A 13,823-nucleotide genomic window follows, 5' to 3' on the forward strand; every position below is an offset into this window, starting at 1 on the left:
AGGCAGCAATCCATTGAAAGAGGACAAGACAATGGCAAGCGAAACCAATCCACTGGGCCTGCTCGGCATCGAATTTACCGAGTTTGCAACGCCCGATAACGATTTCATGCACAAGGTGTTTCTGGACTTTGGTTTTTCCATGCTGAAAAAGCACAAGGAAAAGGACATCTACTATTACCAGCAAAACGACATCAACTTTTTGATGAACCGCGACCGCGCCGGTTTCTCGGCCGGTTTTGCCAAGTCACACGGCCCGGCCATCACCTCCATGGGCTGGCGTGTGGAAGATGCAGAGTATGCTTACAAGCACGCGGTTGAGCGTGGCGCCAAGGCCGCACCAGATAGCGTGAAAGACTTGCCCTACCCAGCCATTTACGGCATCGGTGACAGCCTTATCTACTTCATCGACCGTTTCGGCGCTGACAACATCTACGCCACCGACTTTGTCGATTTGGATGAGCCTGTGATTGTTCAGGAAAAAGGCTTTATGGAAGTCGACCACCTGACCAACAACGTCTACAAGGGCACCATGGAGCAATGGTCAAACTTCTACAAAGACGTGTTTGGCTTTACCGAAGTGCGTTACTTCGACATCAAGGGGTCGCAGACTGCGCTGATCTCCTACGCGCTGCGCTCACCTGACGGCAGCTTCTGTATCCCGATCAACGAAGGTAAAGGCGACGATCGTAACCAGATTGACGAATACCTGCGTGAATACAATGGCCCGGGCGTACAGCACCTGGCATTCCGCAGCCGCGATATCGTGGCCTCGCTGGATGCGATGGAAGGCTCATCTATTGCTACGCTGGACATCATCCCCGAATACTACGACACCATTTTCGAGAAGTTGCCGCAGGTCACTGAAGACAGAGAGCGCATCAAGCATCACCAGATCCTGGTGGATGGCGATGAGTCCGGCTATTTGCTGCAGATTTTCACCAAAAACCTGTTTGGCCCCATCTTTATCGAAATCATCCAGCGTAAGAACAACTTAGGCTTCGGTGAAGGTAACTTTAAGGCGCTGTTCGAGTCTATCGAGCGCGATCAGATGCGCCGCGGCGTACTCTAAGCCCCATGCGGCTTTAGATCTGACCTAAAGCCGCTGCAAGCGTTTTCAAAAAGCTGCCAACATTTTCAAAAAGCTGCCTCACGGCAGCTTTTTACTTTGAGTGCAGCGCTTTTACTTTAAGTGCGGCTCTGGGACAATTCCCTGCTGTTGTTAAAACTCCTGCCCTTGTGAAAACTACCGCCTTTGTTAAAACTCCCGCCCTTGTGAAAACAAGCGTGTACCGATTACACTGCTCGCCACTCAATTCGGACCTTTGCCAAACAAGAGCATAGCTATATGCCTGATTTAACGTTACTTGCGGTGTTTATACCCACCTTTCTGTTTGTGTCCATCACCCCCGGCATGTGTATGACCCTGGCCATGACCCTTGGCATGAGTATTGGCGTGCGCAAAAGCCTGTGGATGATGGCAGGCGAGCTTGTGGGCGTGGGCCTGGTGGCACTCGCCGCCGTGCTAGGGGTCGCAACCCTGATGCTCAATTACCCCTCGGTTTTTGCGGTATTCAAATACCTTGGCGGCGCCTACCTTGTGTACCTTGGCGTTAACCTGTGGCGCTCCCGCGGCAAGTTTGCGATTAAAGCGGAAGCCGGGCCATCGCCACATCCGCTTGCCCTGATCACCCAGGGGTTTGTCACGGCAGTCTCCAATCCCAAGGGCTGGGCCTTTATGGTGTCGCTGCTGCCCCCCTTTATCAATGTCGAGCGGCCGCTGGCGCCGCAGTTGCTGGCGCTGCTGTCGATTATTCTTGTCACCGAGTTTGGCTGTTTGCTGCTGTACGCAAGCGGCGGTAAAACCCTTAAAGCGCTGCTGAGCCGGGGCGATAACCTCACGCTGCTTAACCGCATTGCCGGCAGTTTGATGCTGTTTGTCGGCCTGTGGCTCGCCTTTGGCGACTGAGCACCAGGCTGCGCTCCTGCCTCGCATCAACGAACTAATAAGCGAATAAGCAGCTAAGTCATGCACGATAAGTGGCTAATTCATTAATAAAAACACTGCGCGCTTTACCGCTGGCCGCCCGAGCATTACGCCGAAGCCAACAGATGCCATCACAAGCCATCGCACTCAGCAATAAGTGTGAGCCGGCGCTTGCCAAGCCAAAGCCGAGCAGGCACAGTAAGCACTGGCTTTACTAAACAGATTGTAAAATATAAAAAACATATTTCAGGGGAAGAATATGCACTCTCGCCTTAATGCCCTCAGCAAGCGCGCGCTGGTACTGGCACTTGCGGTGGCCATGCCATTTGCAGCCAGCCTGCCGGCTCAGGCCACCATGAACGACATGGCCATTTTCAGCGAAATGGCCACCGCCCAACCTGTGTTTGGCAAACACGGCATGGTATCAAGCCAGGAAGCGCTCGCCACCCGCATCGGTGTCGATATTCTCAAACAAGGCGGCAACGCCGTGGATGCGGCCGTGGCTGTGGGCTTTGCTCTGGCAGTCACCCTGCCCCAGGCCGGTAACCTCGGCGGCGGCGGTTTTATGCTGGTGCATCTGGCGAAAGACAACAAAACCATCGCCATCGACTATCGCGAGACAGCGCCCAAGGCCTCAAAGCGCGACATGTTTCTGGATGAACAGGGCAACGCGGTGGATGAACTGAGCCGCAGCCACGGCCTCGCGGTCGGCGTGCCCGGCACCGTGATGGGCATGGAGCTTGCCCTTAAAAAGTACGGCACTTTGAGCCTGCAGCAAGTTATAGCCCCCGCCATCAAACTGGCCGAAGACGGCGTGGATGTCACCGCGGCGTTGGCAAGCGAGCTTGCAGGCCTCGATGACTGGATGTCGAAATGGCCATCCTCGGCAGAAATCTTTTATCCCCACGATGGCAAAAGCCTTAATGTGGGCGAGCGGCTGGTGCAAAAAGATCTGGCACAAAGCCTAAAACGCATCAGCAAGCAGGGCAGTAAAGGCTTTTACGAAGGCGAAACCGCCGAAAAACTGGTGGCAGCCATCCGCGCTGCCGGCGGCGTAATGAGCCTTGATGACTTAAAAAATTACCGGGTTGCCGAGCGTGAGCCGGTACGCGGCCATTACCGCGGCCTTGAAGTGGTGTCGATGCCGCCCCCAAGCTCAGGCGGCATCCACATCATTCAGATGCTCAACGTGCTTGAGCACTTCCCCATCGGCGAGCTGGGTCATAACAGCGCCCAGACCATCCACTTTATGGCCGAAACCATGAAGCGCGCCTACGCCGACCGCAGCGAATATCTGGGCGATCCTGACTTTGTGAAGGTGCCCGCTGCCGCGCTGATGAGTAAGGGCTACGCCGATGCCATCGCCAAAAGTATCGCCGCCAACAAAGCCACGCCATCGGATGACATAAAGCCCGGCAAGCTCGCGCCGTACGAGAGCGACCAGACCACCCACTATTCGGTGGTCGATAAGTGGGGCAATGCGGTATCCAACACCTATACCCTCAACTTCAGCTACGGCTCAGGTTTAGTTGCCAAGGGCACAGGCATTTTGCTCAATAACGAAATGGATGATTTTTCCGCCAAACCAGGCAGCCCCAACGGCTATGGCCTGCTCGGCGGCGACGCCAACGCAGTGGAGCCACAAAAGCGGCCGCTGTCATCCATGAGCCCGACCATAGTGATGAAAGATGGCAAACCCTTTATTGTGACCGGCAGCCCCGGCGGCGCCCGCATCATCAATACCGTGCTGCAAATCATCATGAACGTGGTCGACCATCAGATGAATATTGCCGAAGCAAGCATTGCGCCGCGCATTCATCATCAATGGTATCCGGATGAAATCCGCACCGAGCGCAGCCTGAATCTCGACACCCGTAGCCTGTTGGAAGCCAAGGGCCATAAAATCACCATCAAACACGCCATGGGTTCAACCCAGTCGATTGTGGTGATGCCTGAAGGCATGTACGGCGCATCCGATCCGCGCCAGAGCGCCAGCGAAACCCTGGGGTATTGAGTTATTCTCGATCAGGTTCAGCAACGGCTCCAATCTATGAGCTCAACAAAAAGCGCCCGAAGGCGCTTTTTTATTTGCTGCTGCGACAAGCGCTGAGCGCTTTGATTTGCGGGCGCTGAGCCCTTTGATTTACGGGCACGAAGCGCATGGCTTAACCGGCGCGAAGCGCATTTAACGGGCAAGCGTTACGGGCAAGCTTTACGGGCGCTGGGCCAGCTCCACCAGCGCGGCGGTGTACATTTGAAGATTCAGTTTAAGCTGAGCTTTGGTAATAAATTCAAGCTCACTGTGACCTGTGTATTCCACCCCCGGCATCGCCGGACCAAAGCTTAAGGCGTTGGGGAAGAGTTTGGCATTGGTCGAGCCGCCAATGGCAACCGGTTTTGGATTGACCGTGTGGGTAAAATGCCCATAAACCCCAAGCAGAGTATCAAGGTGCGGCGCATCCTTTACCAGCATTGGCGTGCCCCAGTAAGTTTCGATGTTTGTTACCTGCATGCCCTTCGCCTGCTGCCACGCCTCAATTGCCGCGTGGGCAAGCGTGTCTAGCTCTTCCGGCGTCCTGCCAACGGGGCGGCGCAGGTTAAGGGTCAGCTCGGCGCCATCAGCGCCGTAGGTTATCAGCGTCGGTGCCAGTGTCATCGGCCCCATAAATTCATCGCGATAACCAAGCTTGCCAAACTTCTCACCATAAAGCCCATCGCCCACCAGCGAATTTAGAAAATCCACCGTTACGGCCGCCGTGGTCATCGGCCAGTCGGGAATGGCACCCTCGGCAGCAGGCGCAAGGAGCGATGCAAGGTACGCCACCGCGTTGATGCCATCTTCCGGCGTCGAGGAGTGCGCCGCCTTGCCGGTGGCCTCAATGACGAGCCCGTCGCTTGCCTGAGTAAAATCAGCCTTGATGGGCAAGGAGGAGGCGCGCGCCTTAAGCGCTGCAATCAGCGCGGGCGTCGGATGCTTGATAACTGCCCTTGCCTGCTGCGGAATTTGGCTTGCAAAGCTTCCGCCTTCAAACAGCGTCAGCACAGGCGTACCTTCGGCCACCTTTGCCATCACTTTCGGCACAGTCAGCTTGATTTGGCTCCAGCCCTTTTCGCCGGTCACCACAGGGTATTCGGCATCCAGCGTGATATTAATGTCGGCCGCATCATAAGTTTTCAAAAAGGCTTCCAGCGGCTCCCAGTCCGACTCTTCAGCCATATACACCACAAGCTCGATGCGCCGCTTAAGGGGAATTGCGCTGTCTTTTATCGCCTTCATCGCATAAAGGGCGGTGGCGATGGGCCCCTTGTCGTCCTCAGCGCCTCGGCCGACCAGCCTGCCATCGGAGGTTTCGGTAAGCTCATAGGGGCTTTGGGGCCACAAACCTGCATCGGCGGGCTGCACATCACCGTGGGTGATCACCCCAACCTTTTTGGTACTGGCAGAGGCGCCCTCGGGTGACAGGCTTATCAGCATCACATAGCCATGGTCTTCCACCTCAAGCCCAAGCATGCGCGCCTTAACCCCAAGCGCACGCTTAAAGTCGGCAAACACCGGGTCTGTCTCAGGCGTCAGCCCATCACGGGCGCGGGTGTCATAACTGACCAGGGTTTTCAGGGTATCGATTTGCGCGGTTTCAAAATGGGTCACCGCATAGTGCGCTGCGGCAAGGGCAGCCTCTGATGGTGCGTTTAACTTTGGATTTTGTTGCAGATCGGCCCCGCTGGCGACGCTCATTTGGCTGAGCATCAGTGACAACAGCAGGCTTAACACGCCCACAGGGGCAAGAGCGCGGCGTTTGTTATTTTTATTCATGTCGGGTTCTGAACTTATCGTAAGAATGGGCAGGGTAAGCTGCCATTTAACCTGCGAGATAACAGCCTGACAACCAATCAGCCAACTTTTGTTACAACAAAATCCCGCTTGGCCTTGGATAGCCAGCCTGAGCATGTTAAACAAGGCTGTCACCAAGGCGGCAGCAAATCTATTAGTACATTCGACCGCCGGATGTTCGCTGGGATGTTTATGTGAATGCTCATGCAACTTCTCATGCAAGTACGCACGTAAATGCGCCTGCGAATGCACACGCACCACTTTTTACAGGAAAAATAATCATATGACTAAGGGACAAACCCTCAAACCGCTGGTTGTCGCCATGGCACTGGCGTTCGGCCTCAGTGCCTGCGGCAATGACGAGAACAAAGACACCGCCGCTGCGGTTGACGCGAAGGCCAGCACTGCCTCTCAAGCTGCCACTCAGACCGTCGCTCAAGCTGCCGAGCCAGCACCGGCGGCCGCAGTGAATCCTTTCTTTGAACCCTACAACACCTATCAGGACATTCCGGCCTTCGACAAAATCGACGAAGCTCACTATCTGCCTGCCTATCAGGAAGGGATTAAGCGCCAGAAGGCTGAAATTCAGGCAATTATCGACAACGGCGAAGCACCCTCTTTTGCCAACACCATCGAAGCCATGGAAAAAAGCGGCGCGCTGCTAAGCCGGGTTTCGGCGGTGTTTTACAACCTGACCTCGGCCGATACCACGCCGGGCCTGCAGGCGATTTCCAAAGAAGTGTCGCCCATGCTCTCCTCAGCCCGCGACGATATTTTCCTGAACGATAAACTGTTCGCCAAAGTCAAAGCGGTATACGACCAGCGTGATAGCCTCGGGCTGAATACCGCTCAGGCTCGCCTGCTGGAAGATACTTACAAGGGCTTTAGCCGCGGCGGCGCCAACCTCGATGAAGCAGGCAAGGCCAAACTGCGTGAGCTCAATGAAAAGATTGGCAAACTCGGACTCGAGTTTGGTGATAACGTGCTTGCCGAAACCAACAGCTTTGAGCTTATCGTCGACGACAAGGCCAAACTCGCAGGCCTGCCACAGAGCGTAATTGATGTTGCCGCCGAAACCGCCAAGAGCCGAGGCAAAGAAGGCAAATGGGTGTTTACCACCTCGCGTCCGTCCATTACCCCGTTTTTGACCTACGCCGACAACCGCGAGCTGCGCCAGCAGCTTTATACCGCCTATGTTGAGCGCGCCAACCATAACGACGCCAAAGACAACAAAAAAATCCTGGCTGAGATTGCTGCCCTTCGCGCCGAGCGTGCCAAGCTTTTGGGCTACAAAACCCACGCCCATTACGTGCTGGAAGAAAACACCGCCAAAAATCCCGACAACGTCTATGCGCTGCTGGATAAGGTGTGGCCTGCGGCTATCAATCAGGCCAAGGCTGAAGTGGCCGAGATGCAAAAACTGATTGACGCCGAAGGCGGCAACTTCAAGCTCGCCCCCTGGGACTGGGACTACTACGCCGATAAAATCCGCGTCGCCAAGTACAGCTTTAACGAGCAGGACACCCGCCCTTACTTCTCGCTCGATGCCACCATCGAAGGCGTGTTCTACACAGCCAACCGCTTGTTTGGCCTGACATTCAAAGAGCGCACCGATCTGCCCAAGTACCACCCCGACGTGCGCACCTGGGAAGTATTCGACAATGACGGCAAACTGCTGGCCATCTTTATGGGCGACTACTATGTGCGCGACTCCAAGCGTGGCGGCGCCTGGATGAACGCTTACCGCTCACAGAGCGGCCTTGGCGATAAGCGTGTGGTGCCGATTATCGTTAACGTGCTCAACTACCCGCGCCCAACCGCGACCGAGCCTTCGCTGCTGACCTTCGATGAAGCCAGCACCCTGTTCCACGAGTTCGGCCATGCGCTGCACGGCATGCTGTCGAACGTTGAGTACGAAGCCCAGTCCGGCACCTCAGTGCCGCGCGACTACGTGGAGTTCCCATCCCAGGTGACCGAAAACTGGATGACCCAGCCCGAAGTGCTGTCGCAGTTTGCCAAGCACTACAAGACCGGCGAAGTCATTCCCGATGAGCTGGTGAAAAAAATCCAGGCCGCCAGCAAGTTCAATCAGGGCTTTGCCACGGTTGAGTACCTTGCCGCCACCAAGCTTGACCTTGACTGGCACACCCTTGAGAGCAGCGAAGTGCAGGACGCTGCCGCGTTTGAAGCCGCGAGCCTCAAGAAAATGGGCCTGATTGACGAGATTGCGCCGCGCTACCGCTCAACCTACTTCAGCCACATCTTCTCCGGCGGCTACTCGGCCGGTTACTACGGTTACATCTGGGCCGACATTCTCGGCGCCGATGCCTTTGACGCCTTCCGCGAAAAAGGCATTTTCAACCCGGATACCGCCAAGGCGTTCCGTGCGACGGTATTGTCTCAGGGCGGCAGTGAAGACCCCATGCTGCTGTACCGCGAGTTCCGTGGTAAAGACGCCGACATCGAGCCATTGCTGAAAAGCCGCGGCCTGCTGTAATAACGCTGTAACTGCATAAAAGCTTATATAAAAGCGCCCAATGGGCGCTTTTTGTTGGTCAGAAAAGCACCACAAACCGCTAAAGTCGCCCACAAAAGCACCAGCCGTGAGTAAAGACACAATTTGATACTCAGTTTCAACCCTCAGGTCACATTTCTGCAGCCATTAGAGCTGATACTCTTCACGCGCCCAATTGCGCTTAAGCACTGGGCTGGATGATGGAGCGCGCCCACAGAGGTGCGCCCGGGGTAAGGAAGGGACGAATATGTGTTCGCGCCTTCCATAAATAAAATCAAGAGATATGGATATGAATCAAAAACATCTGTTGGCGGTAACCATTGCCGCTGCACTGGGCGTCAGCGCCTGCGGCTCCGACAATGACAAAGTAGAAAAAGAGGTGTTGGTGGATCTGCGGGTGATGGAAACCACAGATCTGCACACCAACATCATGGATTTCAACTACTACAGCGGCAAACAGGACCCGACCATCGGCCTGGCGCGCACCGCGAGCCTTATCAAGGCCGCCGCCAAAGAAGCCCCCAACCATGTGTTGGTGGATAACGGCGACCTGCTGCAGGGCAGCCCCATGGGTGACTATATGGCCAAAATCGGCATCGCCGATGGCGCCGTGCACCCGGCCTACAAGGCCATGAATCTGCTGGGATACAGCGTGGGCAACATAGGCAACCACGAATTCAACTATGGTTTGGATTTTCTTGAAAAATCCATCGCCGGTGCCGAATTCCCTTACATCAATGCCAACGTCTACTGCGCCGACGATAACGGCTGCTGGAAGGGCATCAAAAAGGGCGAGCACCTGTTCACGCCCTACCTGATTGAAGAAAAAGAAGTTATCGACCAAAACGGCGATAAACACATCCTCAAAATCGGCTACATCGGCTTTGTACCGCCGCAAATCATGCTGTGGGACAAGCAAAACCTCACCGGCAAGGTTGAGCCCGCCGACATAGTGGAAACCGCCAAAAAATACGTGCCCGAAATGAAAGCCAAGGGCGCCGATATCATTATCGCGATTCCCCACTCTGGCATTGGCTCGGTTGAAAACCCGGGCGACCCCATGGCCGAAAACGCCACCTACGCCCTCACCCGGGTTGAAGGCATCAATGCCATCATGTTCGGCCACAGCCACTCTATCTTCCCGGATGCACGTTACAGCGACCTGCCAAATACCAACGTGGAAAAAGGCCTGCTCAATGGCGTAGCCGCTGTGATGCCCGGCCGCTGGGGTGATAACCTCGGCGTGGTCGACTTTAAACTTGCCCGCAAAGACGGCAAGTGGAGTGTGCTCGACGTGACAACCCAGGCCCGCCCCATTTACGATGGCGCCAACAAAGCGCCACTGGTAGAGGCCGACAAAGACATCCACGATGCCGTTGAACTTGAACATCAGGGCACCCTCGCCTTTGTGGACGAGCCTATCGGTGTGGCCGCAGCCGACATGTACAGCTTCTTAACCCTGGTGCAGGACGACCCAACGGTGCAAATCGTCTCCGACGCCCAAATTGCCAACGTCAAAGCCAAGCTGCCAGCATCGCTTGCGCACCTGCCGGTGATATCGGCTTCCGCTCCCTTCAAGGCAGGAGGCCGCCACGGCACCACCTCGGATGCAGATCAGTACGTGCAGGTGAGCGCAGGCGAGCTGACCTTTAAAAACGCCGCCGACCTTTATCTCTACCCCAACACCATGGTGGCGGTAAAAGCGACCGGCGCCGAGCTTAAAGACTGGCTCGAGTGCTCAGCCAATCAGTTCAACCGGATTGACCCAAGCAAGAGCGAGCCGCAGTTCCTTATCAACTGGGCTGGCCATCCCACCTATAACTTCGATGTGCTCGACGGCATGACCTACAAGATTGACGTCACTCAGCCAAGTAAATTCGACCGTGACTGTAAGGTAGTGAATGAAAACGCCAACCGCATCGTGGATTTGTCCTTTAAAGACGCCACCGGCAAGGTGTACAGCGGCGAAGAGCTGCTCACCAAAGAGTTTATTGTCGCCTCCAACAACTACCGCGCCTTCGGTGGCAAGTTTGCCGGTACCGGCAGCGACCATGTGGTACTGGAGCTGCCCGACACCAACCGCGAGGCGCTCGCGGCCTATATCACCGCCGAGTCGAAGTACAACGAAACCACCGGCAAATATGAAGGCATGGTTAACCCCACCGCCGACTACAACTGGGACTTTGTGACCATCAACAGCGCAGTGACACTGGATATACGCTTCGAAACCCAGGACAGCGCCAAGGCCGATGCCTTTATCGAGCAAAACAAACAGCGCGCCATGACCAAGGTCGGCAAAGACGAACTGGGTTATGCCGTGTATCGCATCGACTTGAGCAAATAAGCCGCTTGCTTGCCACTGACTCAAAAGCGCCTGCGGGCGCTTTTTTTTCGCTAAACACACAGTCCATAGCAACATCTTGTTGCATACAGGGCAGCATCTGGTCAGCAGCAAAGCACTATTTACCTTGCCATTACACTTGCTCTCAATTAGCTTAACAGCCAGCCCGTTTAAGGAAGAAAAACGTGATTAATCAGTATGAAGCCTGGTTAAAACCACTGTTCATCGGGCACATATAGCATGGAAACGCGGCAATCTGGTGGCCTAAGCCCGTGCGGTAGCCTGCCCGGCAGAATCCCATAAGAAGCAGATAGCCCCATGGCCGGTAAAGGCCTGCAGCAATACCCAACGAACAGCAGTCACATCGACAACTACTGCTTCTGGGGTGAGCATCCCACACGCTTCCTTAGCTAATCGCCTTAGCCTGAGCAACGGGTAGTCGCAACCTGTAGCCCTGTTTTATAACTAAAACATGCAGTGGGGATTCATTCAGCCGCTGCAATCTGCCCAACACTGTATACCCACACAGTATGATTTTAAAACAGCCTACTTTTAGGCTAAAAGCCGTGCTTTCTTTGCGCACTATTTCTGCCACATTTTTTATAACTTTCGCAAATTCATAAGCTTAAAAATGGCGCACGAAACAAAGCGAGCGCAAATCATGCGCAAGCGCACTTTCCACCCAAGATGATTTTTGATAAGTTGAAAATCAAATTTAAAAACAGCGCGTTGCGTGAAATCTTACAAAGTGGTCCGATGGGAGATTATGCGCATGCGCACGATACAAATGTTAAGTGTCTAATCGAGTATGGAAGATAGAATCGAAGAAATAGGCATTGATGAAGAAGAGAGGCTCTACGTGAAGCCCTCAAATGCAACCTTTCCTATGATTTATCGCGAGGCAATGGAGGTTCACTGGAATAGTGAGCGTTGCTATCTTTACGGTGCTAAGCCAAGGAAGTGGGGTTACCTTGAATGGTTCCAACAAATAATCAGGGCCGCATCAGAGCAAGGCTGCAAACTCAAGGTTACGCAAAGTGTTTCTTGGGTTAATGTTCCGGGTGAATTGCAAAAACAAATAATAGGGGCGCATTGTGCCAACAACACTTAACAAGTTGCTGTTGTCGCCGCTGCGCGGCTGGGACAGCCTACACGCCGCTTCGCTCTGCTCCGGCTGCCCCAAAGCAAGGCGTTAGCTGCCTCAAGGAGATCGTGTGTCATTCGATTATGCAAAAGCATTTGAAGCCATAGCAACACATAAAGACGTTTCTGATGTCTCGGCATTTATGACGGAGATTCTTGACGCATGCAAGGCGATCGAGCCAAGTGAAGGTTGGGATAAGTTTGCTGGACTTGATTATCAAAACGAATCAGAAAGCCTTTCAAATCACGTAGTTTCTGTTTTACAGAAAGAGCCTGCAAAATTTGACGAAAAAGGGTTTTGGTTCGGTATCAACAACCCTGTCCTCGAAAGCGGGGAAACGATAGCGGGCCTCTATTTTAGTGTGTCATCTTCATTTGATCCTGAAAATGAGGATGCTGATTGGGCTTGCAATGCTGAGCATTACCCAGAAGCAGGTTATTTCAATTCTGGTATTATGGCTAATCTATACCGATTGGCTTACTCGGAATCAGGGCTTGGAAATAAGGCGGAGTACACGCTCTGCTTGGCCTATGCACTTAGGGTCGCAGAGAAAGCAATGAAGCAATACATCAAGTCATTCCCTGACAAACAAGTTGGTTATGCTGTTGGTTTTGATTCCGGCGATTTCATTAACATGGGCTGGGCTAGCTAATGTCAGCAGCTAACAAGTGGCAGCAATCGGACTCGGCAAAAGCTGTCACAAAATTTGCTGGCGCAAATTTAGCGCCAGTTTTACCTCGCCGTTGTGCCAGGCGTTAACTCTCTCAATGGAATCCGAGTATGAGTCATGATTTAGGTTTCTTTTCTCTCAAGCGAAAACACCGGACAGCCAGACCTTTTTGAGGTTTCGCCGACCCTCGACTAGGCTTTGAAGAACCTCCTTTGAACCTGTTGAGGGTCGCCATGACTACCGCTCGACGCCAGTTGATTGATCCCGAGAGTACGCCCTTCTACCACGTGATTAATCGTTGTGTCAGACGGGCATTTTTGTGTGGCGAGGATGCGCTATCAGGCCGTAGCTATGAGCATCGCCGTGGCTGGATAGTTGATAAAATCAGGCAGTTGTCGTCAATATTCTGTATTGATGTCTGCGCCTATGCGGTGATGTCGAATCACTATCATTTGGTGCTGAAAATTGATGTCTCAGCTCAAAAGGCGCTGTCGCCATTTGACGTGATTGAACGCTGGACACAGCTCTTTTGCGGCAATCCCGTCGCGGCAAAATTCCTCAAGGGCGAAAACCTGTCAGAGGGCGAGCGCATTCTGTTGGATAGGCTAATTAGCGACTGGCAGGAGCGACTTGGCAGTATCAGTTGGTTTATGCGCTGTTTAAACGAAGAAATTGCCCGCAAAGCCAATCGGGAAGATGGCTGTAAGGGCGTATTTTGGGAAGGGCGATTTAAATCGCAGGCGCTACTCGATGAACAGGCGCTGCTCGCCTGCATGATGTACGTAGACTTAAACCCCATTCGGGCTGGCATTGCTGACTCGCTGCAAGCATCTGATTACACATCTATTCAGGAACGAATTGCAGACCTTGCAGAGCCTGCGCCACTAACCGCCTCGTTAAAGCCGTTACTGCAATTCGATGGCGCTGCCATTAACGCCGAGCAATCCGGCATCCCCTTTCACTTTGCTGATTATCTGGAACTTATTGACTGGACTGGCCGAGCAGTGCGTGACGACAAACGCGGCTTTATTGCCTCTACCAGACCAAAGCTTTTGCACGAACTTGGCATCGGTGATGATGCCTGGATAACCTCAGCGAAAGAATTTCGTCGCCAATACAGTGGCATCAGCGGCCGATGGGATGCGATGTGCGCCATGAAAGCCAAGTGCGGTGGCAAGTGGTGCCGAGGTAAGCGACAAAGCGAAGCGATACATCCCCATTAACGTCAATCTCGCATTCAGGGGTTAACTTAAACAGGCCTAAGCCTGATGCCGGCAAGTCTGTAAATCACACTTTTGCTGTGGTTTTCAATGTTCCCGAGCAAAGATGCTGAAGGA

9 protein-coding genes are annotated in these 13,823 nt (G+C 53.9%); 8 read left to right on the plus strand and 1 reads right to left on the minus strand.

From position 1 onward, the window contains the following. Window positions 1–31: 31 nt before the first annotated feature. The 3 genes from hppD (at window position 32) to ggt (ending at window position 3,998) form a co-directional block, all read left to right on the plus strand. A complete protein-coding gene (gene hppD, locus KJI95_RS14320; RefSeq protein WP_214507870.1) occupies window positions 32–1,069 on the plus strand; it encodes a 4-hydroxyphenylpyruvate dioxygenase in 1,038 nt (345 codons plus the stop codon). 276 nt (window positions 1,070–1,345) lie between these two features. Then, the gene (locus KJI95_RS14325) at window positions 1,346–1,966 is read left to right on the plus strand and encodes a LysE family translocator (protein ID WP_214507871.1); all 621 of its coding nucleotides are present in this window, start codon (window positions 1,346–1,348) and stop codon (window positions 1,964–1,966) included. A 277-nt stretch (window positions 1,967–2,243) separates the two neighbouring features. Then, window positions 2,244–3,998, plus strand: a complete 1,755-nt coding sequence (ggt, locus tag KJI95_RS14330) for a gamma-glutamyltransferase (RefSeq protein WP_214507872.1) — start codon at window positions 2,244–2,246, stop codon at window positions 3,996–3,998. A 198-nt stretch (window positions 3,999–4,196) separates the two neighbouring features. Here ggt and KJI95_RS14335 read toward each other — a convergent pair whose 3' ends face one another. Further along, window positions 4,197–5,798, minus strand: a complete 1,602-nt coding sequence (locus KJI95_RS14335; protein WP_250885838.1) for a dipeptidase — start codon at window positions 5,796–5,798, stop codon at window positions 4,197–4,199. Between the two features lie 301 nt (window positions 5,799–6,099). On the opposite strand from KJI95_RS14335, the gene KJI95_RS14340 reads away from it, so the two are divergent. The 5 genes from KJI95_RS14340 (at window position 6,100) to KJI95_RS14360 (ending at window position 13,709) form a co-directional block, all read left to right on the plus strand. Continuing rightward, window positions 6,100–8,313 carry a M3 family metallopeptidase gene (locus KJI95_RS14340; protein ID WP_214507873.1) on the plus strand — a complete coding sequence of 738 codons (2,214 nt, stop codon included), beginning with the start codon at window positions 6,100–6,102 and terminating at the stop codon, window positions 8,311–8,313. Between the two features lie 307 nt (window positions 8,314–8,620). Further along, window positions 8,621–10,675, plus strand: a complete 2,055-nt coding sequence (locus tag KJI95_RS14345) for a bifunctional 2',3'-cyclic-nucleotide 2'-phosphodiesterase/3'-nucleotidase (protein WP_214507874.1) — start codon at window positions 8,621–8,623, stop codon at window positions 10,673–10,675. Window positions 10,676–11,480: 805 nt separating this feature from the next. Then, the gene (locus KJI95_RS14350) at window positions 11,481–11,783 is read left to right on the plus strand and encodes a hypothetical protein (protein WP_214507875.1); all 303 of its coding nucleotides are present in this window, start codon (window positions 11,481–11,483) and stop codon (window positions 11,781–11,783) included. Between the two features lie 103 nt (window positions 11,784–11,886). Next, on the plus strand, window positions 11,887–12,468 hold the full coding sequence (locus KJI95_RS14355) for a hypothetical protein (protein WP_214507876.1): 582 nt from the start codon (window positions 11,887–11,889) through the stop codon (window positions 12,466–12,468). 251 nt (window positions 12,469–12,719) lie between these two features. Then, window positions 12,720–13,709 (plus strand): transposase, encoded by a 990-nt coding sequence (locus KJI95_RS14360; RefSeq protein WP_214507877.1) that lies wholly within the window; start codon window positions 12,720–12,722, stop codon window positions 13,707–13,709. Window positions 13,710–13,823 lie beyond the last annotated feature (114 nt).

The sequence above is a fragment of the Shewanella jiangmenensis genome, assembly GCF_018596335.1.
Lineage (GTDB): Bacteria > Pseudomonadota > Gammaproteobacteria > Enterobacterales > Shewanellaceae > Shewanella > Shewanella jiangmenensis.